This is a genomic window from Henriciella litoralis (genome assembly GCF_002088935.1).
Lineage (GTDB): Bacteria > Pseudomonadota > Alphaproteobacteria > Caulobacterales > Hyphomonadaceae > Henriciella > Henriciella litoralis.
Map to the genome: position 1 here is coordinate 1,594,405 of NZ_NCSS01000006.1, position 21,587 is coordinate 1,615,991.

Annotated in this window: 17 protein-coding genes; 7 read left to right on the forward strand and 10 right to left on the reverse strand. The window is 58.8% G+C overall.

The window, feature by feature from the left end; genetic code table 11:
- Nucleotides 1–214 precede the first annotated feature (214 nt).
- On the reverse strand, nt 215–403 hold the full coding sequence (locus B8783_RS11210; RefSeq protein ID WP_233355759.1) for a (2Fe-2S)-binding protein: 189 nt from the start codon (nt 401–403) through the stop codon (nt 215–217).
- Nucleotides 404–558: 155 nt separating this feature from the next.
- Between B8783_RS11210 and B8783_RS11215 the strand changes: the two genes are divergently transcribed.
- The 4 genes from B8783_RS11215 (at nt 559) to B8783_RS11230 (ending at nt 3,877) form a co-directional block, all read left to right on the forward strand.
- Nucleotides 559–1,338: a GGDEF domain-containing protein gene (locus B8783_RS11215; protein ID WP_139792338.1), complete on the forward strand. Its 780-nt coding sequence runs from the start codon at nt 559–561 to the stop codon at nt 1,336–1,338.
- An 89-nt stretch (nt 1,339–1,427) separates the two neighbouring features.
- Complete coding sequence (locus B8783_RS11220; protein ID WP_199288160.1) at nt 1,428–3,014, forward strand: lysine--tRNA ligase; 1,587 nt, start codon at nt 1,428–1,430, stop codon at nt 3,012–3,014.
- A 25-nt stretch (nt 3,015–3,039) separates the two neighbouring features.
- Complete coding sequence (locus B8783_RS11225; protein ID WP_139792339.1) at nt 3,040–3,402, forward strand: hypothetical protein; 363 nt, start codon at nt 3,040–3,042, stop codon at nt 3,400–3,402.
- A gap of 106 nt (nt 3,403–3,508) precedes the next feature.
- Nucleotides 3,509–3,877, forward strand: coding sequence for a hypothetical protein (locus B8783_RS11230; RefSeq protein ID WP_084420213.1), 369 nt, complete (start codon nt 3,509–3,511; stop codon nt 3,875–3,877).
- A gap of 54 nt (nt 3,878–3,931) precedes the next feature.
- Here the strand turns inward: B8783_RS11230 and B8783_RS11235 are convergent, their stop codons facing one another.
- Nucleotides 3,932–7,390, reverse strand: a complete 3,459-nt coding sequence (locus B8783_RS11235) for an indolepyruvate ferredoxin oxidoreductase family protein (protein WP_084420214.1) — start codon at nt 7,388–7,390, stop codon at nt 3,932–3,934.
- Nucleotides 7,391–7,519: 129 nt separating this feature from the next.
- On the opposite strand from B8783_RS11235, the gene B8783_RS11240 reads away from it, so the two are divergent.
- Both B8783_RS11240 and B8783_RS11245 read left to right on the forward strand, forming a co-directional pair.
- Nucleotides 7,520–8,014 carry an Lrp/AsnC family transcriptional regulator gene (locus B8783_RS11240; protein ID WP_084420215.1) on the forward strand — a complete coding sequence of 165 codons (495 nt, stop codon included), beginning with the start codon at nt 7,520–7,522 and terminating at the stop codon, nt 8,012–8,014.
- Nucleotides 8,015–8,039: 25 nt separating this feature from the next.
- Nucleotides 8,040–9,164, forward strand: coding sequence for a serine hydrolase domain-containing protein (locus tag B8783_RS11245; protein WP_084420216.1), 1,125 nt, complete (start codon nt 8,040–8,042; stop codon nt 9,162–9,164).
- 62 nt (nt 9,165–9,226) lie between these two features.
- On the opposite strand, the gene B8783_RS11250 is transcribed toward B8783_RS11245, so the two are convergent.
- Together B8783_RS11250 and B8783_RS11255 are read right to left on the reverse strand one after the other, a co-directional pair.
- Nucleotides 9,227–10,408, reverse strand: coding sequence for a thiolase family protein (locus B8783_RS11250; protein ID WP_084420217.1), 1,182 nt, complete (start codon nt 10,406–10,408; stop codon nt 9,227–9,229).
- A 205-nt stretch (nt 10,409–10,613) separates the two neighbouring features.
- Complete coding sequence (locus B8783_RS11255) at nt 10,614–10,955, reverse strand: hypothetical protein (protein ID WP_139792340.1); 342 nt, start codon at nt 10,953–10,955, stop codon at nt 10,614–10,616.
- Nucleotides 10,956–11,184: 229 nt separating this feature from the next.
- On the opposite strand from B8783_RS11255, the gene B8783_RS11260 reads away from it, so the two are divergent.
- A complete protein-coding gene (locus B8783_RS11260; protein WP_084420219.1) occupies nt 11,185–12,321 on the forward strand; it encodes a zinc-binding dehydrogenase in 1,137 nt (378 codons plus the stop codon).
- Between the two features lie 55 nt (nt 12,322–12,376).
- Here the strand turns inward: B8783_RS11260 and B8783_RS11265 are convergent, their stop codons facing one another.
- The 6 genes from B8783_RS11265 to B8783_RS11290 form a co-directional block, all read right to left on the reverse strand.
- Nucleotides 12,377–12,736 carry a hypothetical protein gene (locus B8783_RS11265; RefSeq protein WP_139792341.1) on the reverse strand — a complete coding sequence of 120 codons (360 nt, stop codon included), beginning with the start codon at nt 12,734–12,736 and terminating at the stop codon, nt 12,377–12,379.
- A gap of 114 nt (nt 12,737–12,850) precedes the next feature.
- Nucleotides 12,851–13,219, reverse strand: coding sequence for a DUF1801 domain-containing protein (locus B8783_RS11270; protein ID WP_084420221.1), 369 nt, complete (start codon nt 13,217–13,219; stop codon nt 12,851–12,853).
- A gap of 131 nt (nt 13,220–13,350) precedes the next feature.
- Entirely contained in the window at nt 13,351–15,552 is a 2,202-nt protein-coding gene (locus B8783_RS11275; protein WP_084420222.1) for a M13 family metallopeptidase, read from the reverse strand.
- Between the two features lie 83 nt (nt 15,553–15,635).
- Nucleotides 15,636–18,854, reverse strand: coding sequence for an efflux RND transporter permease subunit (locus B8783_RS11280; RefSeq protein WP_084420223.1), 3,219 nt, complete (start codon nt 18,852–18,854; stop codon nt 15,636–15,638).
- On the reverse strand, nt 18,851–20,122 hold the full coding sequence (locus tag B8783_RS11285; RefSeq protein WP_084420224.1) for an efflux RND transporter periplasmic adaptor subunit: 1,272 nt from the start codon (nt 20,120–20,122) through the stop codon (nt 18,851–18,853). Before B8783_RS11285 ends, B8783_RS11280 begins: the two co-directional genes overlap by 4 nt.
- Before the next feature lie 8 nt (nt 20,123–20,130).
- Nucleotides 20,131–21,561 carry an efflux transporter outer membrane subunit gene (locus B8783_RS11290; RefSeq protein ID WP_084420225.1) on the reverse strand — a complete coding sequence of 477 codons (1,431 nt, stop codon included), beginning with the start codon at nt 21,559–21,561 and terminating at the stop codon, nt 20,131–20,133.
- Between the last annotated feature and the right edge of the window lie 26 nt (nt 21,562–21,587).

The following is a 21,587-nucleotide window of genomic DNA, read 5'->3' on the forward strand; positions in this document are numbered from 1 at the left end:
GCGGTCTCCTTCAAGCTTGTTTGATTGACGAGTCGCAAATTACCATGATTGCGGCGCATTGCAATCAAAAAACCCAATAAAAACAGATGCCTATGATAGTGAGAAGCAATTGCATGGCGTCATGCGATGCAATTGCAAACACGCATCTGCTGCGCGTTCCGACGCCCGGTCGCAAAGAGGTTTGATTTTAAAAAATTTTATAAAGTTGGCGGCGTTATTCTGCAGCGGCCAGCAATGGCTGAGCTGTCAGACCGTCGACCTTTTCGGAAATCATCTCACCGATGGTCGTGCGGCATTTGCCACAGTTAAACTGACAACCATGATGCGCCTGCACAGCTTCAGGGCTGCGCGCACCCGCGTCCACCGCTTCGAGGACGCCCTTGTCATTTATACGTCTGCACATGCAAATGATCATGATTCTCATCTAGAGCAGATGCGAATGATTGTCAATAACATGCTGTCGCGATTTTATCTGCTTTACGAGAGTCTTTCAGTTTTCCAAGAAATTTCGATGTCCAGAAAGGCGGGTTCTTCAGACCTTCCCGCTATTTCTGGTTGGTGGACAAAGAACCGATCATCACCGAATCACCTGTGCGTGTTTCCTATCGGCGCGCCTTGCTGATCACTTTGATCAACCTCGCTGTGAGCCAGGTGCTTACCGCGCTTGCGATACTCATATGCGACATTCCGGAGCATATTCTTCGAGAGATCATCGGCATCTGGTTCGCTCTGGCAGCCATCTGCGCAACGTCGGTTACCTTTCCGCTCGCCCTGATCTTCCAACGTGAACGATTGAAGCTCGCCCAGGCCATGCAGCAGCTTGAAAAAGCGCATGCCGAGCTTGCCAACCGGGCCCGTATGGACCTGCTCACCGGCCTCCTCAATCGGGAAGCCTTTCTGAGCCGGATCCGGCGTTTTCAGGAACGAAAGACCTCCGGCGCGATGCTCATGGTCGATCTCGACCACTTCAAGCAGATCAATGACACCTATGGCCATCAGGCCGGTGACGAGGCCCTGAAGCTTGTCTCCAAAGCCATCATGGACGCGACGCGCGATGAAGATATTGTCGGACGGATCGGCGGCGAGGAATTCGGAATATTCGTTCCGGGCGAAAATATCCAGCTGGCCCGCATCATCGCGGAACGTGTGCGCCTTTCGATCGCCCAGATCGAGTTCATTCCAGAGCCCGGCTCCAAAATCGACATCACCGCCAGCATCGGCGTCGCCCAAGGAAGCTGGTCCACGCAGCTCTCGGAACTCTTCCGCCGCGCCGACGATGGTATGTATGACGCCAAGAATTCCGGGCGCAACCGCGTCATGGTCCACAAGGCCGCCTGAGCGGCCGGGCAGCAGGCGTCTCACGCTTGACCGCGACTGCCCTGCCCTCTACCTCCGGCACATTCCTGACTTTGACCAATGGAGACGTCATGAGCGCGCTGTCCGAGCTTGCCGAAAACGCCAAGGCCTGGCCCTTCGAACAGGCACGCGCCCTGCTGAAACGGCTGGAGAACATGGAGCGCGCCGGCACGCCGAAAGAAGGCCCGGTCGTCTTCGAGACCGGTTATGGCCCGTCAGGCCTGCCGCATATCGGAACGTTCGGCGAAGTTGTCCGCACGACGATGGTGCGCCACGCCTTCGAAACGCTGACTGAGGGCAAGTATGAGACGAAGCTGATCTGCGTCTCCGACGATATGGACGGCATGCGCAAAGTGCCACCGACGGTCCCGAACCCGGCCGACCTTGAGCCCTACATGCAGATGCCGCTGACGGATGTGCCGGATCCGTTCGGCACGCATGAAAGCTATGGCGCGCATATGGGCGCCCGCCTTTGCGCCTTCCTCGACAGTTTCGGCTTTGACTATGAGTTCAAGTCGGCGACCCAGCTCTACAAGTCGGGCGCCTTTGACGAAGCGCTTCTACGCGCACTGGAGAAGTTCGACGACATCATGAAGGTGATGCTGCCAACGCTCGGCGCGGAGCGGCAGGCGACCTATTCGCCCTTCCTGCCGATCTCGCCGACGACGGGGCGCGTGCTCTATGTGCCGATGAAGGCGACCGACCCGAAGGCTGGCACGATTACGTTCGAGGATGAAGACGGCACAGACGTCACTATCCCCGTCACCGGTGGACGCACCAAGCTGCAATGGAAGCCGGATTTCGGCATGCGCTGGGCCGCGCTTGGCGTGGACTTCGAAATGTTCGGCAAGGACCATCAGGACAACGCGCCGATCTATTCCAAGATCTGCCAGATCCTCGGCAGCCGCCCGCCGCAGCAATATGTCTATGAGCTCTTCCTCGATGACAAGGGCGAGAAAATCTCCAAGACCAAGGGCAATGGCATCTCGGTTGAGGACTGGCTGGCCTATGCGCCGCAGGAAAGCTTGTCGCTGTTCCAGTTCCAGAAGCCACGCGCCGCCAAGAAGCTCTATTTCGACGTCATCCCCAAGGCGGTGGACGAGTATCTGACATTTCTGGACAAATACCCGCAGGAAGCGCCGGAACGGCAGATCGAGAACCCGGTCTGGCACATCCATTCCGGCCGCGTCCCGCAATGGAGCTCGCCGGTGTCATTCGCGCTGCTGCTGAACCTTGTCAGCGCAGCCAATACCGAGACCAAGGACCAGCTCTGGGATTTCATCTCGCGCTATGCGCCGGATGCGAGCCCGGAAAACCACCCCTTCCTCGATCAGCTCGCCGGCTATGCGATCCGCTATTACGCGGACTTCGTGAAGCCGACCAAGGTCTACCGCGCGCCGGACGAGAAAGAACGCAAGGCGCTTGAGGATTTTGCGGCCCGTCTGCGCAGCTGGGAGGGAGAGGCGAATGCCGAAACCCTGCAGAACCTCACTTTCGAGATTGGCAAGACGCACGAGTTTGAGAACCTTCGCGACTGGTTCAAGGCGCTCTATGAAGTCCTGCTTGGCCAGAGCCAGGGGCCGCGCTTTGGCGGCTTTGCGGCTCTCTATGGCGTGGATGAAACAGCGCAGCTCATTGAAGATGCACTCGCGCGATGATCGCGTGCGGGTGGGGGAAAATTTCATGAAGACGCTCTTTATCCTTCCGCTCGCAGCTCTTGCGGTCTCGGGCTGTCTTGCGGCCAGCGTCGCCGGTGCGACGGTTGGCCTTATCGGCTCAGGCGTCGAACTGGCCGGCAAGACCGTCTACTATACCGGCAAAGGCGCCGTCGGCCTTGTCTCTGCTGGCGGCGACAGTGTGCCCGTCACCGTGGCAGACGATATTGGCAACATCGAAAAGGGCAGGCTGCGCCTGACCGTGCGGTTTCGCGATGGCAAGCAGATGTACTCAAACGACCGCGTCATTCCCGCCCGGAAACTCGACAAGGAACTCGACGCCCTGATGGAGCGCGATGACGTCGTCGACGTGTTTGTCAGCAGGGCTTAGGCCGACACGCAGACCTTATCCCCGACCGACAGATTGCGCCCATTCCATCAGACCGACCTTAACCCTTTTCAGCTAGTGTCAGCCTTCCACGGGATAGGGGCTGGGCATGAAATACGTAATCTCGGCTGCACTGCTGAGCACGCTCTTTGCAAGCAGCTGTACGGCCGCGAAGGTCACGGGGCAGGCTGTCGCGCTTCCCTTCAAGGGCGCTTATCACGGCACGCGTCTGGCCGCTAAAGGCGTCTACTACACGGGCAAAGGCGCCTACATGGTCGGCAAGGTGCCCGTCCAGATTGCCGATGGGGCGCTGGACACTTCAGCGCGGATTCTGACCCTGACGGTACTAACGCTGAACGCCGCCGGGCAGGTTACCTCTGTCAGCAAGGATATCGCGGCGACGTCTCTCAATGCAGAACTTGCCGCCATAAATGCCGGTAGCAGCCTGCTCGAAGTCATCGTGACCATCGCAAGCTAAAAGGGCCACGCCGATACGGCGCAGCCCTTGAAGAATGTGACTTGTAGATCGCGCCTATTTGGCAGCGATCAGGGTCTGCTTCTTGGCAGGCATACCGCCTTCAGGCCAGTTCTTCAAAAGCTCTTCGCGATGGCTTTCGGCCGCTTCGACTGAGGCTTCCTTCACATGGCCATAGCCGCGAATTTCATCCGGAATGGACGCAATGGCGACGGCCAGCTCATGGTTCTTCTTGGTGAGGCCACGAGCGAGTTCGCCGACGCGCTCAATGTACTCGTCACGCAGACGGCGTTCCATTTTGCGTTCTTCGGTATAGCCGAACGGATCGAATGGCGTACCGCGGAGACCCTTGAACTTCTTCATCACGCCGAACACCGTGCCCATCCATGAGCCGAATGGCTTCTTCTGAAGGTGTCCGTTGGAGTCCTTCTTGGCGAGCAGTGGCGGCGCCATGTGGTATTGCAGTTTGCCGCCATGGAAGGTCTCACGCAGCTGCTTCTCGAAGGTGCCGTCCGTATGGAGACGGGCGACTTCATACTCATCCTTATAGGCCATGAGCTTGAAGGCGTATTTGGCGACAGCGGTCGTGAAGGCATCGCCGAGGCCTGCGGCCTCTTCCGACGCGCGGACTTTGGCGACCAGGTCGCGATACTTGTCAGCGTAGGACTTGTTCTGGAAGGCAACGAGACGCTCAGCGCGATCTTCGATGATCTCGTCCAGTGACATTGGCTGAACATCACCGCGTGGGTCTGACACCGCTTCAAGACGATCAGGATCTGCAGCGGCCAGACGGCCAACATCAAACGCTTTCATGTTGTCTTCGATCTTCACGCCGTTCAGCTTGATCGCGCGGTAGAGGCCACGCAGCGTGATCGGGAGATAGCCCTTCTGCCAGGCATATCCGACCATGATCATGTTCGTGTAGATCGCATCGTTCAGATAACCGATGGCGAGGGCCTCAGCGTCAATCGCGCCAAACTCGAGCGCCTGACGCTTCACGCGGGATGCGAGCATCTGGCTTTCGAAGGTCTTGGAGCGATCGCGGATGAACTCGCTGGTTGGTGTCACGTCTGCGTTTGCAGCGACGCGTGTACGGCCAACATCCATTAGCGAAATCGCATCACCGCCTGCAGCGACGACAAGGTCACAGCCGATGATTACGTCAGCAGAGGCTGGCGGGACGCGGCCGGTCGAAATCATGTCCGGCTCTTTTGCAAAGCGCAGGTGCGACAGGACGGGGCCGCCCTTCTGGGCAAGGCCGGTCATGTCGAGCGAGGATGCTGCATTACCATCAACATGGGCCGCCATGGCGAGCACAGCCGCAACCGTCGTGACACCCGTGCCGCCAACTCCGGTGAACAGGATGTTCCACGGCTGGGCGACAGGTGGCAGGTCTGGAAGCGCGAGACCCGAGGCATCGGCATCGAGCACGGGCGCGTCTTCAGCGGCAAAATGCGCATCCTTGACGGTCACAAAGCTCGGGCAGAAGCCACGCAGGCATGAGAGGTCTGTGTTGCAGGTTGACTGGTTGATCCGGCGTTTGCGGCCAAGATCGGTCTCAACAGGCTCAACCGACAGGCAGTTCGATTTAACAGAGCAATCCCCACAGCCTTCACAGACGGCCTGATTGATCATGACGCGCACGCGATCTGGCTTGCGCAGGCCTCGTTTGGAGCGGCGACGCTTTTCAGTGGCGCAGATCTGGTCGTAGATCATGACCGAAACGCCCGGCGTGTCGCGGAGCATTTGCTGCACGTCATCGAGCTCTTCGCGGTCATAGATTTTCACGCCGCGTGGCAGGCCTTTGACGCCGGCATAACGGGTCGGGTCTTCAGTCACGATGACGATCGTCTTGACGCCTTCAGCTTCGACCTGCTGGGCAATCTGTTGCGGGGTCTGGCCGGACTCGACCGTCTGGCCACCCGTCATTGCAACGGCGTCGTTGTAGAGGATCTTGTAGGTCATATTCGCGCCGGAGGTGACCGCTGCGCGAATGGCGAGCGAACCGGAGTGCGAATAGGTGCCGTCGCCGAGATTGACGAACATGTGATCTTCATCGGTCGCGAAATACTGGCCGAGCCAGGCAATGCCTTCGCCGCCCATCTGGCTGGTCATGTCGGTCTTACGGTCCGGCATGAAGTTCGCCATATAGTGACACCCGATGCCTGCGAGGGCGCGTGAGCCTTCCGGTACAACGGTTGAGGTGTTGTGCGGACAGCCTGAGCAATAGTGCGGCGACCGCACCGTCGGCGACGCGTTCGACAGGGCGGCCTGGCCGGCAGCGCCGACGCGCTGAAAATACTGGTCGGCACGCGACGTATCCCATTTGCCCGGCACGCGCTGCATGACAGCATTTGCCATTTCAGGGACCGGAATTGAGGAAACCTGGCTCAGCAGACGATTGCCATCGCGGTCGCGCTTGCCCTCAATGTAGGGACGCTCATTGTCTGGCAGGCTATAGAGAACCGAACGCAATTGCTCTTCGATGAGCGGGCGCTTGTGCTCAATCACGAGAACCCGTTCCAGCCCTTTGCAGAACTCGCGGATGCGGGTTGGCTCAAGCGGCCATGGCATGGCGACCTTGAAGACGCTGACGCCCAGACGCCCGGCCTCTTCCGGCGTGAGGCCGATGGCGGCGAGCGCTTCGAAGATGTCCCGAGCAGCCTGACCGGTGGTGATGATACCGACGCGCGGCTTGGGCGACGGGACCAGAACATGGTCGAGATGATTGGCGCGGACCCAGGCCTGGGCTGCCGGTAGTTTGTATTCGCGCAGACGGCGCTCTTTCTCAATCGGGCTATCCCCGCGGCGCATGTGCACGCCGCTTTCAGGGAATTCGAAGTCTGGCGTGATCAGTTTCAAGCGGTCGAGCGTGACATCGACGACTGCACCGGAATCCATCGTGTCGGCCAACGCAATCAGCGAGGACCAGGCGCCGGAGAACCGGCTCATGGCCCAACCATGGATGCCATAATCGAGCACGTCCTGGATGGAGGCCGGGTTCAGGACCGGAATTTCGGCGTCCTGCATCGCGAATTCGGACTGCGATGGCAGGGTGGAGGACTTACAGGTGTGGTCATCGCCGCAAATGGCGAGCACGCCGCCATGGCGCGATGAGCCCGCGGCATTGGCATGCTTGAACACATCGCCTGTACGGTCGACGCCAGGCGCCTTGCCGTACCAGATGCCGAACAGCCCGTCGCGGCGGGCGCCGGGGAACAGGCCGAGCTGCTGCGAGCCCCAGACAGCGGTCGCGCCGAGGTCTTCATTCAGGCCTTCCCAGAACTCGATATCGTGCTTGGCGAGCCACTTGCCAGCCGCGCGCAGCTGCTGGTCATACCCGCCGAGCGGAGAGCCGCGATAGCCGGAAATAAAGCCGCCCGTATTCAGGTCGGCTTTCAGGTCCAGTCGCTTCTGGTCGAGCGGCAGACGCACCAGCGCCTGAATGCCGGTCATGTAAGCATGGCCCTCGACAAGATCGTATTTATCATTCAGCGTGACTTCACGGTGTTCCAAGGAACGCCTCCCTTTTGGTCATACGGCTATATTTTTCGTCTTTTTTGCTGAAAATGCTTGCCCTTATTGCGCTAAATAGCGTAGTAACGGGCAAGTTGTTCCACGATTAATGTGAATTTGGGAGAGAAATTGCCTCACACACTTGACGCAATCGATGCGAAGATCCTGGATCTGATCCAGAAGGATGCAGCCTTGTCGGTCGCGGAGATCGCGGACCGTGTGGGTCTGTCCTCTTCCCCGTGCTGGCGCCGCATCAAGCGGATGGAGGAAGCCGGCATCATCCAGGGCCGTGTGACCCTGCTGGACCGCGACACGCTTGGCCTCGGTTTCGAGGTCGTTGCCAGCGTGAAGCTTGCTCTGCCCAGCAAGGAAAACCTCGCAACATTCGAGCAACTTGTCCAGAAGTGGGCGGAAGTTCTCGAATGCATGACCGTAACCGGCGCCGTCGATTATGTCATACGCATCACAACAACTGACATGCACGCCTATGATGCGTTCCTGCGCGACAAGCTGCTCGGGTCAGGCCTGGTGTCCGATGTGCAGTCGCGTATCGTGATCAATATCGCGAAGCGCACAACAGCGCTGCCGCTGGGCCTCGTCAGCGACTATATTCCGACCAGCTAAGCATGGCAGAAAGACCGATGTTCCAATGATACGGACGGGTCTGGTTCTACTCCTACTCATTGCGGCAGCCTTGCCGGGGCAAGCTCAGCAACCCGTGTCTCAGGATTGGCTCGACAGCACGGTCGAGGACGTTCGGGAGACCCATGATCTGATTGCGCTCGGCGCCGCCGTCATTGGCATCGACGGCGACCCTATTGTCGCCGTTTCGGGAACAGTGACGATCAAGTCCGATACGCCGGTCTCGCCGCAGGATGCCTGGCATATTGGGTCGAACACCAAGGCGCTGACGGCCCTGCTCTATGCGCGGCTTGTCGAGGACGGACAGGCTGAATGGGGCGCGACGCTGAATGAGCTGTTCCCCGATATGACGGACATGGATGCGGGCTGGTCTGACGTGACCGTGGAAGACCTTTTCGCTCATCGGTCCGGCGTTGGGCAAACCGGCCCTTTCTGGATCATGGCGCGGCGGGCGGATGACGCATCGGTCCGCGAACAAAGGCTCAAGACGACCCAGGACCGGCTCCGCAAGCCGCCGGGCGAAATCGGTGAGTTCGAGTATTCCAACCTCAATTACATTATCGCAGGCGCCGCGATTGAGACGCTGCTGGACATGGACTGGGAAGATGCCATGCGGGCCTATGTCCTGAACGTTCCCGGCGGCGAGTGGAGCGAGGGCTGGGGCTTTGGCCCACCGCAGACTGGGCTGCAGGGTCATGGTCCCGGCATGTTTGGCGGACTTGTGCCCAAAGGCCGAGGCGTGGGCGCTGACAATCCGCAGGCGCTTGGCCCAGCCGGAACCCTGCACGCCCCGCTGGCGAGCCATGTGAGGCTGTTGAGGGAATTCCTTCGGGACGACAGTGAACTTGTCCCCGTTTCAGTCCGGGAAAAACTGTTCACGCCGCATCCAGATGAAGCGGCCACCTATGCGATGGGATGGGGCGTTTCAGACCGCAGCGACATTGGCCGCGCCTATGAGCATGCAGGCTCGAACACAATGTGGTTGTCGCGTGTGATGATCGCGCCTGAGCTTGGCATCGCCCTGGTGATTGATACCAACCAGTATAGCGACCCCGCTGTGGACGCGACTGCCCAGCTACGCGATGAAATTATCTCGCACGTGCAGAAGGGGCGCGAAGTTTCCTCAAAATAAAAGGGAGGCAAACGCGGCTGCGCATGCCTCCCAATAATTAAGTGTTCGTCAGAAGGTCGGTGCTATGCGCGCTCTACGCACATTGCGATGCCTTCGCCGCCGCCGATGCAGAGCGAAGCAACGCCCTTCTTCACATCGCGGTCTTCCATGGCCGCCAGCAGCGTCACGAGAATACGCGCGCCGGACGCGCCGATCGGGTGACCCATGGCACAGGCGCCGCCATTCACGTTGACGATATCATGCGAAATGCCGAGCTCTTTCATCGCGATCATCGGAACGACCGCAAAAGCTTCGTTGATTTCCCACAGGCCGACATCTTCCTTGGACCAGCCAGCCTTATCGAGGGCTTTCTGCATGGCAGGCACAGGGGCCGTCGTGAAGTATTCCGGCTCATGCGCGTGGCTGGAGGATGAGACGATCGTTGCGATCGGCTTCAGGCCGCGCTTTTCAGCTTCAGACTTGCGCATCAGAACCAGAGCGGCCGCGCCATCAGAAATGGCCGACGCATTGGCGGCGGTGACGGTGCCATCCTTGTTGAAGGCAGGACGAAGGCTTGGGATCTTGTCCGGGCGTGCGGTGCGTGGGAGCTCATCGGTATCGACCGTCACGTCGCCCTTGCGGGTTTTCATCGTGACAGGCACGATTTCACGTTTGAACTTGCCGGTTTCAGTGGCTTTCTGCGCGCGGGCCAACGTTTCAAGCGCGTAGGCATCCTGTTGCTCACGAGTGAACTGGTACTTTTCAGCGATCATGTCGGCGAAGTTGCCCATCGGGCCGCCCGCATAGGCGTCCTCGAGGCCGTCCGTCGCCATATGATCCTTCATGGTGGTCGCGCCGTATTTGTGGCCCTTGCGCATATCGACAAGGTGAGGCGCATTGGTCATGGACTCCATGCCGCCCGCGATGACAATTGTTGCATTACCAGCCGAAATAGCATTGGCGCCCATGACAGTCGCCTGAAGACCGGAGCCGCACATCTTATTGATCGTGGTGGCCTCGGTGCCCTTGTCGAGGCCGGCCTTGATGGCCGCCTGACGTGCAGGTGCCTGACCCTGACCAGCAGGCAGGCAGTTGCCCATGATGATCTCATTGACTTCGTCTGCGCCGAGCTTTGCCTCATCGGAGGCCGCTTTCACAGCGATTGCGCCAAGCTCGTTGGCAGACATGCCTGAAAGGTCTCCAAGCAAACCGCCCATGGGCGTGCGAGACATTCCGACGATGACCACCGGATCCTGTTGAGACATGAGTATTCCTCCTGATAGCGATAAATTCTTGTTGCAGCTGCGAGGTTTTGCGCCCGGAGTACGGCTCCGGTCAAGTGCAGCGGGCTGAGTTTGAGGTGGGGTGAGGCCGAGGCGCGCGCAAGCCCTTTGCCGTTGCTTGTATCAACACCAAAGAAAATGCCCCCGATCGGATAACCGGGGGCATTTAGCGCCTTCATAGCAAAAGCTATTCGTTGATCTTTACCGTAACGGTACCCAGGGTCGGGTTTTCGACCTCAAAGCTGTCGCCCGGTCCCTTGCCGGCCGGATACGTCGTGCAGGTTTCGGTCGGCGCGAGGCTGGACGAGGTGCACAGCTGATCGCCATCAATGTTCCACTTGCCCGTGAAAGCCGAGCCCATCACGCTGCCTGAATATGTGCCATCGTCTGCATAGTCGATGTCGATCGAGTAACCGCTAGTCGTCAGCACCACGCCGTTGGTTGTGACAGCAACCAGCGTGTCCAGGTCTTCTGCAGCCGCGGTGCCCACTAGAACTGCCGCAACGGCGGCCAGTTTAATTGTTTTCATGTACATGGGTCTAAATCCTTCTGTTTCCCCGCCTCCTTCATACGCGAAATGGGCGCCCACACAAAGATAAATATAGTTCGGTATCTCTATTTTTCCGGGGCGTGTAGAGTGCGAGAATGTCTGGGCCTGAACAGGCTTATTCTGCCTCGGCCCTTGCACATGAGACGCTGCACCGTCATTTCAGGATTCCAAAAAGAATATTGAATAATCAAACGGCAGGGAGCCCTTAATGTCATCGTCGATTCCAGATACCGCCCTTCAACTTCGTTCGCTTGTGAAGGAAAGCGGCCACCTCGAGCTGTCCTTGCAGGAGGTGCCCGTGCCGAAACCCGGCGATGGCGATATCCTGATCAAGGTCGAAGCCACGCCGATCAACCCGTCTGACCTTGGCCTGCTGGTCGGGGCCGCCGACCTCTCAACGCTGAAAAAATCTGGCACCGACAAACAGCCTGTTCTGACAGCCGACATCCCAAAGCCGGCCATGCGGGCCATGAAAGCACGCGTCGGCCAGTCTCTGGCCGTTGGCAATGAAGGCGCCGGTACCGTCGTCGCCGCGGGCAGCTCGGACGCCGCGCAAGCCCTGCTCGGCAAGAAGGTGACCGGACTTGGCGGGGAATTCTACGGCGAATACCGCCTGTTGAACGTCGCGCAGGTCATGCAGCTTCCCGACGATGCGAGCGCCCGTGATGGCGCGTCCTGTTTCGTCAATCCCCTGACCGCGCTCTCAATGCCAGAGACGATGCGGATGGAAGGCCATAAGGCCCTGATCCACACAGCAGCAGCCTCCAATCTCGGCCAGATGCTGAACAAGATCTGCATCGCTGATGGCGTGGACCTCGTAAACATCGTGCGCAAGCCGGAGCAGGAGAAAATCCTGCGTGATCTTGGAGCGAAATATATCGTCAATTCCTCAAGCGACAGCTTCATGGAAGACCTCATCAAGGCCCTGGCCGAGACGAAAGCGACGATCGCATTCGACGCTATCGGCGGCGGACCACTGGCCGGTCAGATCCTGATGGCGATGGAAGCTGCTGCCAGCATGGGCTCTGAATTCAGCCGCTATGGCTCTGCCGATCCGAAGCAGGTCTATATCTATGGACGGCTGGACCTCAGCCCGACAATGATCCCACCGGGTGTCGGCATGGCATGGAATGCGGGCGGTTACCTACTGACCTACTTCCTGCAGAAGATCGGCTCGGAAGGCCGTGAAAAGCTACGCAAGCGCGTCATGGATGAGCTGAAGACAACCTTTGCCAGCCATTACACGGACGAGATCTCGCTTCAGCAGGCGCTCGATCCCGAAACGCTGCAAAACTACAATGCCAAGCGCACCGGCGAGAAATTCCTGATCAATCCGACGCTTTGATAAGCTGAGTAAACCGTTCGGATTGGGTCAGCCTGATCCGAACGGTCGCCTTGCCCTATTCCGGCGAATTGATGAGCACCGTTATCGTGCCCATTGTCGGACTGGACACTTCAAACGTATCGCCTGGCGCCTTGCCGGGTGGGTATTCGGTGCACGTTTCCGATGAAGACAGGCTGGACGATGTGCACAGCTGGTCGCCCTCAATACGATAGGTGCCCGAAAAATCAGAGCCGGCCGCATCGCCTGAAAACGTGCCGTCTTCGGCGTAGTTCACATTGATCTTGAAGCCCTGCGTACTGAACGTCGCGCCATTCTGGATAATGGCCGTCAACGTATCACTGGCCTGAGCGCTGGCAGATTGTGCCATCGGTAAACAGGCGAGTGCGGCAAGCGTCACACATATTGGACGGATCATCGGACGTATCCCAATTTGCCCCAGCCCGTCGAAATTATACGGCTTTTCAGGTTTGCCAAGGGCCAGATACCGTTAGCGGGCTGACGCTCTCCTCTCCGGCGCGGGGCGGATGTTTCAGCGGACCTTTTCCGGCGCATTCTGATCCAGCAGGATTGCCTGGTCGATGATGTCGATCAGTTGATCATCAATGTCAGAAAGCGAGCGCACTTTGACATGGCGAAGCGCCTTGCCATTGCCCTCGATCCGGCCATCAAAATAAGGCGCAAGGCGCGCGCCTGCCCAGAGCTGCAAATTGCAATGTCGGGCATGCGCGACAACAGACGCCACCCGCTCATGTCCCGACCAGCAGGGCTGCCCCCAGGCAAGTGTCGCGATCAAATGCGGGCCGCGTTCGGGCACCAGGCGTGCCAGCGCCTCGGCGATCTCCCGCATCGGTCCGTCCATGGCCTCGAAATAGGCCTCAACTGCCGGAGGCATCGGCATGGCATTCTCCCATCAACCCCGCCCCCGCAATTAAGCCAGACACAGATCGAGTTGTGAAGAACGCAAATAGAGGTGCCTGAAACGAAAAAGGCGGGCCGATCTGGCCCGCCTTCTCAATTATCCGGTGTCGCTTACCAGATCCGGATGCGTTCTTCCGGTGGAAGGTAGAGCGCGTCGTCTTCGGTCACGTCGAACGCGTCATACCACTCGTCAAAATTACGGACGATGCCGTTGACGCGGTATTCCGCCGGCGAGTGTGGATCGGTCAGAAGCTGATTGCGCAAGGCTTCATCGCGATACTTCGAACGCCAGACCTGCGCCCAAGCCATGAAGAAGCGCTGGTCGCCGGTATAGCCGCCGATGACCGGTGCTTGCTCATCCTCGCTGACAACGCCGTCGCCATTTGTGTCGAGGCTGATCTGATAGGCGCGGTAGGCGAGCGACAGACCGCCCAGGTCACCGATGTTTTCACCGAGCGTCAGCTTGCCGTTGACGCATGGCTCACCTTCTTCAAGCGGACAGTACTGATTGTACTGGGCGACAAGCGCGGACGTGAGGGCATCAAAGGCCTCACGATCATCTTCGGTCCACCAATTGGCAAGAACACCGTCGCCATTGAACTTGGAGCCCTGATCATCGAAGCCATGGCCCATTTCGTGGCCAATAACACCGCCAATAGCGCCGTAATTCACAGCCGGATCAGCCGTCGCGTTGAAGAATGGCGGTTGAAGGATCGCAGCCGGGAAGACGATCTCGTTGTATCCCGGATTGTAATAGGCGTTCACGGTCTGAGGCGTCATGAACCACTCATCGCGGTCCGGTTTCTCGTTCAGACGGTCGAGATTGTCTTCAAGCTCATACTGAGCCGCGCTGACAGCGTTCTCGAAGGCATTGTCGCCGCTCACTTCAAGCGTTTCATAAGTCTCGAACTTGTTCGGATAACCGATCTTGGGATTGAACTTGTCGAGCTTGTCCTTCGCCTTGATGCGGGTTTCCTCGCCCATCCATGCCAGGTCTTCGAGATTGGCATGCATTGCTGCGCGGAGGTTAGCGACGAGCGCATCCATCTTCTGCTTGTTTTCCGGTGGGAAATAGCGCTCGACATAGACTTCGCCGATCGCTTCACCCAGCGTGCCGGTTACGTTCGAAACGGCCCGCTTCCAGCGAGGACGCTGTTCTGGCTGACCGTTCAGGACGGTGCCAAAGAAAGCAAAGTCACGGTCATCGATTTCTTTCGGCAGGACCGAAGAGAAATTCGAGATCATGTGGGCCGCGAGATAGGCCTTCCAGGTCTCAAGGTCGGCCGTGTTCGCCAGCTCAAAAGCGGCTGGTAGACCAGCGCCGAGCTTTTCCACGTCTTCCTCGCTGAGGCCGGCAGCTTCAATTTCTTCTGCCGTTGGCGGCACTTCGGTCACCAGAAATTCCTGCTCGTCATTCACGCCAAGCTCTGTCAGCGCGGCCGCAAGCGGGAAGTCGCCAGCAAGCTTGCCAAGCTCGTCGCGGGTAAGCTTGTTGTAAGTGATCTCAGGGTTACGGCTAATCGCGCGGTCCCAGTCTGCCTTCGCAAGCTCTGTTTCGAGAGCGAGGACATCAGCGGCCTTTGCCGCAGCATCCTCATATCCGGCCTTCTCAAGCAGGAAGGTCAGGAGGGCTTCGTACTCGGTCCGGATATTGACCGACTTTTCGTCATCCTTGAGGTAGTATTCGCGGTCGGGAAGCCCGAGGCCACCCATCGATACCTGGAAGATGTAGTCGTCAGGATCCTTGTCATCGACCCAGACGAATCCGTTGATCGGAGACGAGTAGCCAACGGTTACAAAGATGCGTGCGAGGTCTTCGCGGCTGTCGATGGCGGCAATCTTGTCCAGATAGGGCTGGGCCGGCGCCATACCGGCAGCTTCGATCGCATCGGTGTCCATATAGGCATTATAGACAGCGGCAACCTTGCCTTCAGATGTATCAGCCGACGGCTTTTCAGCGGCCAGATCTTCAATGATGAAACGGGTCTGTTGCTCTGATTTCTCGCGCAGCAGATCAAACGCGCCGTAACGGGTCTTGTCAGCCGGCAGTTCAAATTCGTCGAACCATTCGCCGTTGGCGTACATGAAGAAGTTGTCGCCAGGCTTGACGTCGGTGTCCATCGCGCCCGTATCAATGCCCCAGTCGCCCCAGTAATCGGGCGATGTCGTCTCAACAATCTGAACTTCAGCTTCGGCGCCGGTATCGGTTTCGACGCTTACAGATGAAGTCTCGATTTCAGGGGTTTCTGTTTCGGTGGTCGCGCATGCGCCAAGAAGCGCAACTGTGGCCACGCCAGCGAGAAGTTTTTTCATTCGGGATATCCTCCAGATCAATAAATTCAATAATTACACGCCGCGGGGAAGTTTCCACCCGCGGCGTGCAGTTTCATGGTTTTCTATTCTGCCGGTTGCGTGCGTCCACCATGACGGGTGCCTATCAGTTCTTCCTCGTCGATCTGCGCATCGCCTTCATAGCTATCGCCGATGTGGCGGTACGGACGGCCACCCCAGGTCCATCGGAATATCCGACCGACTTCACAGCCAACGGCGTAAAGGGCCGGCACAAGAAGAAGAGAGACGAACAGGGCAAAGGCGACAGCCGATCCGAGCGAGACAACCATCGGCTTGAGGAACTGTGCCTGCACCGATTTCTGCGTAATCATCGGCAGGATACCGACGAACGTCGTGACCGACGTCAGCAGAATGGGCCGGAAACGGGACACACCGGCATCCACGATTGCTTGTAGCGCGCCCGCGCCTTCATCCCGGCGCCTGTTGATATAGTCAACGAGGACCAGGTTATCGTTGATGACAACCCCGGCCGCCGCACCGATCCCGAACATGGAGAATAGCGCCATTGGCGTGCCAAACGCGACGTGTCCGAACGCGGCCCCGGCAAAGCCGAACGGAATAGCCACCATCAGCAACAAGGGTTGCGAGTAGGACTGGAACGCGATTGCCAGCAGGATGTACATCGCCACAAAGGCAATGATGTACAGCTGAATGATATCGCCGAAGAATTCCTGTTCGGACTCGGCGCTACCGACAACGCCGCGAGTAATCTCCGGATATTTCTTTGCAAATTCGGGCCAGAAATTCTGCTCCATGTCTTCGGAGATGGTCGCCCGTGTGCCGTCACCAACAAGGTCAGCGAAGATGGTCACAGACCGCTGACGCTCGCGGCGAAGGATCCGGTTGATCCCCGGCGCAAACGAGATCTCTGCAACTTGCTGCAACGGAATCTCGCGGCCATCCGGCGTGCGGATACGCAGACTGTCGAGACTATCAAGCGAACGACGCGCCGCCTCCGGATAGCGAACCATCACACGCACATCGTCACCGTCTCGCGGAAGCCGTTGGGCTTCGATGCCATAATAGGCGGCGCGAACCTGCGATGTGATGTCGTTCAGAGTAACGCCGAGTGTCGTCGCCCCCGGTTTAAGCTCAATCCGGACTTCCTCGGCGGCCGAGGACAGATTGTCACCAATGTCGTAGGTCTGCTCATAGGTCGCGAGCTGAGCCTTTACCTCGTCGGCAGCTGTTCGCAGCGTGTCGAGATCATCATGGTTGATGGCGAACCGGATAGAATTGTCGGAGTCGTTGATCGTGAAGGCAAAGTTGACCTCCTCTGCATCAGGGACTTCGCCAAAGTCGGCCCGCAACTGGTCAGCCACTTCCTTGGTCGTGACACCTTCCGGACGGGATTCCGGCGACATCAGGCCGATCCAGGATTGAACCTGACCCTCGCTAGCGACGATCGACACGCTTTGGATCAGATGCTGGTCGCCCAGTTCAGGGTACTTCTCGTCAAATGCGGCGCGCGACGCGGTCACAGCCATCTGCAATTGATCGCGCACTTCCAGCGACCGGGAGAATGGTGACCCATCCGGCAGGTCAACGCTGACCCGGACAAGATCATCCTCAATTTCCGGCATGAAGCGGAAAGGCAGGACGCCGGTCTGCAGCAACACAACTGAGAGGATGAAAAGCGAGGTGAATCCGGCAATCGTCACATATCTGAACTGCACGGCCCATTCGAGTACCGGCTTGTAGATCTTGTTTGCAAAGGTCAGCAGACTGTCAGCAATGGTCTGCTGCAGATGCATCAACTTGCCGACCGGACCATCGAAATTCTGTCGCTCCATATGACCAAGGTGAGCTGGCAGGATCAGCATCGCCTCAAGCAGCGAGAAAGTTAGAGCCGCAACGACAACATAGGTGATCTGGGCCGTGAACTGGCGCTCCGGCCCCGGCAGGAACGCCCACGGGGCGAACATGATCATCGTCGTGATGACGCCGAAAATGACGGGCTTGAGAACAAGCTGCGTGCCGGTGACCGCTGCGGTCAGGCCGTGACTTCGCCCGCTCTCGACTTCCTTGTGAATATTCTCCCCCACAACGATCGCATCGTCGACGACCACGCCGATCACCAGCAGGACCGCGAAAAGCGACAGGAAGTTCAGCGAAACACCAAAGAGCGGGAGAATCAGCATGCCGCCCGCGAACGCGGTCCCGATGCCGATCGTGACCCAGAAGGCAACGATTGGCCGAAGGAACAGGATGAGGATGATCATCACCAGCGCCATCCCCTGGAAGGCGGCTGAGCTGATGGTATCCATCCGGCCCCGATAGACCTCGGACTGGTCAAACAGCATGTCGATACGCAGACCTTCAGGCAGCGCGTCGGATCCGCGACCGCTATTGGCCCGCTCGACATAGTCCAGAATGGTGTCGGAATAGGCCGCGATGTCCATTTTCTCGGGCGAGTTGACCATGATGAAGGCCGTTGGTTCGCCGTCGAACGTGGCCTCAAGGTCGCCATCGACAAACCCATCGACGACATTGGCAACATCGCGAATACGGATCGCACCGCCACCCATTGTCTCCCGGACAATGATATTTTCAAAATCAGCGCGCGTATCGGCCAGTTGACGCGACTGAAGCGCGACCGTGCCTGTATCGGTGCGCACCGCGCCGCCCGATGAGTTCAGTGACGAGCTCCGGACCGCATTCGCCACTTCCTGAAATGTCAGATTATAGCGACGCAGCGCCTCTTCTGAGACTTCGATAGAAACCTCTTCCTGGAGCGTGCCATTGACCATAGCAAGCTCGCCACCTTCCAGCAGCGCAATATCGTCTCGTACTTTTTCGACATAGTATTTCAGCGTGCGCTGATCGACATTGCCGTGAAGCGCGAGCCCCAGATACGGGTTATCCTGACGCCAGCGGCTGACCTGCGGCGGAAAGCTCGATTGCGGCAGGTTGGAGATCGTGTCAACGCGGCGCTTCACCTCGTCGACGAACTCATCAACATCGGCGTCCAGTTCAATCTCGAGGTTGATATATCCGACGCCTTCACGCGCAGAGCCAATCAGCCTTTTGAGCCCGTCCATGTCTGCGACAACTTCTTCGAGGCGTACGACAATCTGATCTTCAACGTCCTGCGGAGAGGCACCGGGCCAGGCAATAGAGACGCTGGCACCGTTAAAGTCAGCGGATGGGAATGCCTCTTTTTCGAGACTGAGAAAGCCGAAAGTGCCGCCGATCAGCGCCACAATCATCAGCAGGTTGGCGGCGATGGAGTTCTTGGCGAACCAGGCGACGATACCGTTCATTGGGGGGCTCCTTCACCTTCGCTGGCAACCTGTGCGGAGCCTTCCTCAGAGTCACTGCTCATCGAAGTTGTCCGCGGCGTGCGCGGCTCAAGGCTACCATCGGGCATCCGCTCAACGACCTGGATCTTCATGCCGTCGAAGGCCGCCTGAATAGGGGAAATAATGGCAAGCTCACCGGGCGCGACACCGCTGCGAACATAGGCGCCATCTTCTGTACTATAGACGACGTCGACCGTGCGAATGTGCAATTCACCCGCGGGGCCATCGCCAATGAAGACCTGATCCACCCCGCGAAGCGCAGACCGTGGGATCTTCACGACACTGTCAACGCTGCGCCCATCGATCGCAGCATTCACAAACAGACCCGGCGCCATCGGCACACCATTATCTGAGCCTGCACCATAAGGGTCATCCAGTTCAGCGATGACATTGATGAGCCGGGTTTGCGGGTTGATCGCAGCGGATGTGCGCTTCACACGGCCGACCCACTCGCGCGGCTCACCCGCAACCGACGCAGAGAAGACGACTTTAGGGCCGCGTTGCTGTTCGCTTTCCTGGAAGGCGAGCGGCAGGCCTGTACGACCGAGCTCTTCATCCGACAGCGGCAAGGAGACTTCGACCACATCCGTGGCGAAGATCGTGCCGAGCGACTGCCCGGGGCTAACAAACTGACCGAGATCAGCGGTACGCTCGCGCACACGGCCGGAAAACGGCGCTGTCACGGCTGTACGGTTGAGGGCAAGTTGCGCGTCAGCGAGCTGTGCCTTGGCAGAATCGAGCGACGCTTCAGCTTCAGCGAGCTGTGGTTCGCGGCGGGCCAGTGGACTTGTATCCTCGATGCCGAGTTCTTCAATGTCCTGAAGTGCCAGTTCGGCTTCAGCCCGCTCACGCGCTAGGCGCTGCTGAGCTGAGGCCACACCAGACTTCGCGCGCACAACCGCAAGCTCATAGTCGGCCGACTCAAGCCGGACCAGCACCTGTCCCTGACGGATGAAACCACCATCGACGAAATCAGGTGACACAAATGAAACGCGCCCGGAAATCTGCGGCGCAACGACGATCTGACGCTTTGGGCGCACTTCGCCCTGCGCATTGACCTTAAGCTCCAGCGACGTCGCTTCAGCAGCCTCAGCGAAAACCGACAGGCCGCGCGGCTGTTCTTCGGCGCGCTCAACCGGTGGCTTCAGACTGTTTAAGAGCAAGGAACCGCCGCCACCAAGCACCACCAACACAATGACAGGAAGAAGGATCGCAAGAATTTTTTTCATGGAAGGTCTCAGTTGCTTGATGCGATTATATCAGAATTCGGGTCGAACGGATCGCCTTCGACAGCGCCGCCGACAGCCAGATGGAAGCGGATGCGGTTCGAAATTCGGGCGGAACGCGCGGCAATCAGATTGCTTTCAGCGTTCAAGCGTCGGCTCTGGGCGTCGATCAGGTTAAAGATTGTGATGACGCCGCTTGTGTATTGGCGGGTGGCAAGATCTTCGGCTGCAACCGCTTCGGTCAGCGCCCGGTTCTGGGCTTCAACCTGCTTGGCCAGGAATGTGTCGGCAGCAAGCGCATCTTCAACCTCACGCCAGGCGACTAGCACTGTCGATGCGTAATTCGCCAGAGCGACTTGAGCGTTCGCGATTGCTGCGTCCCGGTCAGCCTTGAGCGCGCCGCCATTGAAGATGGGCTGAGCCAGAGATGCGATCGCATTGGCGGCAATCCGGGTCGGGTCGATCAGATCTGACAGATCGGTCTCATTATTTGTCAGCGAGGCTGAAATCGACAGGGTCGGCAGAAGCGCGAGCCGGGCCTGCTCTGCCCTGAGACCAGCTGACATTAAGCGCGCTTCGGACGCTGCAATATCAGGACGCCGGGAGAGAAGGAGTGTCGGCGTACCAGCCGCTTCAATTGGCTCCAGGTCTGGCAGCTCAGCCGGGGCTTCGAGCAGATTGCCCGGATAACGGCCCAAGAGGATTTCAAGTCGGCGAGTGGCGTTTCCGCTCGCCTGCCGGCGCGCAGCGATCGATGCTTCGGCGGTCGCCATGGCGCTGCGGGCCGTGCGCACATCAAGCGCGTTGGCAAGACCGCGAGAGAACCGGCGCTCAGTTAGCGTCACGACGCGCTCTCGGGCTTCGTAAGTCTTCAAGGCCACGCTTTGCTGAGCCAGCGCTTCGTTGAGGTCGGTCCAGGCGATGGCTGTTTGCGCCGCCAGGGAGAGGCGCGCGGCGGCGAGATCCGCCTCGCTTGCAGCGACGTCGGATTGGGCGGCGTCAACCTGGGCCGCGATGCGCCCCCAAAGGTCAGCCGTCCAGCTCGCATCGGCGCGCAGCCCATAAACCGGATCGGTGAACCGGTCGTCGGCAGCTTCGGAATAGGTTGAATTGACCCCGGCGCTGGCGCCTGCCGAAACGTTCGGCAAGGACCGGCCATAAATGCTGCGGGCCTGAGCGCGGGCTGTCTGCACGATGTAGTATTGTGCGCGGATGTTTGGATTGGCCTCGAGCGCCTCATCGACGAGATCGCTCATGACGGGGTCATTGAACTGCCCGATCCAGTTACCGGTTGGCAGGTCACCTGTCACACCGGCTGCAGACCAGGCCGATGGCGCATCTGGCGCAACCGGAAAAATGGCCACAGGCTCTCCAGCGAGACCTGAGACAGTACTGCATCCGGCGAGCATGACGATGCCAAGAAGTGCGCCTTGATGTTTCATCCGACCCTCATTCATTCTGATCGTGC

Bases quoted from the DNA above. Each gene is read 5' to 3' on its own strand.
- B8783_RS11290 (WP_084420225.1), bottom strand. From the start codon at position 21,561: ATGAAACATCAAGGCGCACTTCTTGGCATCGTCATGCTCGCCGGATGC.
- B8783_RS11265 (WP_139792341.1), bottom strand. From the start codon at position 12,736: ATGATCCGTCCAATATGTGTGACGCTTGCCGCACTCGCCTGTTTACCG.
- B8783_RS11230 (WP_084420213.1), top strand. From the start codon at position 3,509: ATGAAATACGTAATCTCGGCTGCACTGCTGAGCACGCTCTTTGCAAGC.
- B8783_RS11260 (WP_084420219.1), top strand. From the start codon at position 11,185: ATGTCATCGTCGATTCCAGATACCGCCCTTCAACTTCGTTCGCTTGTG.
- B8783_RS11225 (WP_139792339.1), top strand. From the start codon at position 3,040: ATGAAGACGCTCTTTATCCTTCCGCTCGCAGCTCTTGCGGTCTCGGGC.
- B8783_RS11245 (WP_084420216.1), top strand. From the start codon at position 8,040: ATGATACGGACGGGTCTGGTTCTACTCCTACTCATTGCGGCAGCCTTG.
- B8783_RS11275 (WP_084420222.1), bottom strand. From the start codon at position 15,552: ATGAAAAAACTTCTCGCTGGCGTGGCCACAGTTGCGCTTCTTGGCGCA.
- B8783_RS11255 (WP_139792340.1), bottom strand. From the start codon at position 10,955: ATGAAAACAATTAAACTGGCCGCCGTTGCGGCAGTTCTAGTGGGCACC.
- B8783_RS11250 (WP_084420217.1), bottom strand. From the start codon at position 10,408: ATGTCTCAACAGGATCCGGTGGTCATCGTCGGAATGTCTCGCACGCCC.
- B8783_RS11280 (WP_084420223.1), bottom strand. From the start codon at position 18,854: ATGAACGGTATCGTCGCCTGGTTCGCCAAGAACTCCATCGCCGCCAAC.
- B8783_RS11220 (WP_199288160.1), top strand. From the start codon at position 1,428: ATGAGCGCGCTGTCCGAGCTTGCCGAAAACGCCAAGGCCTGGCCCTTC.
- B8783_RS11285 (WP_084420224.1), bottom strand. From the start codon at position 20,122: ATGAAAAAAATTCTTGCGATCCTTCTTCCTGTCATTGTGTTGGTGGTG.
- B8783_RS11270 (WP_084420221.1), bottom strand. From the start codon at position 13,219: ATGCCGATGCCTCCGGCAGTTGAGGCCTATTTCGAGGCCATGGACGGA.
- B8783_RS11210 (WP_233355759.1), bottom strand. From the start codon at position 403: ATGTGCAGACGTATAAATGACAAGGGCGTCCTCGAAGCGGTGGACGCG.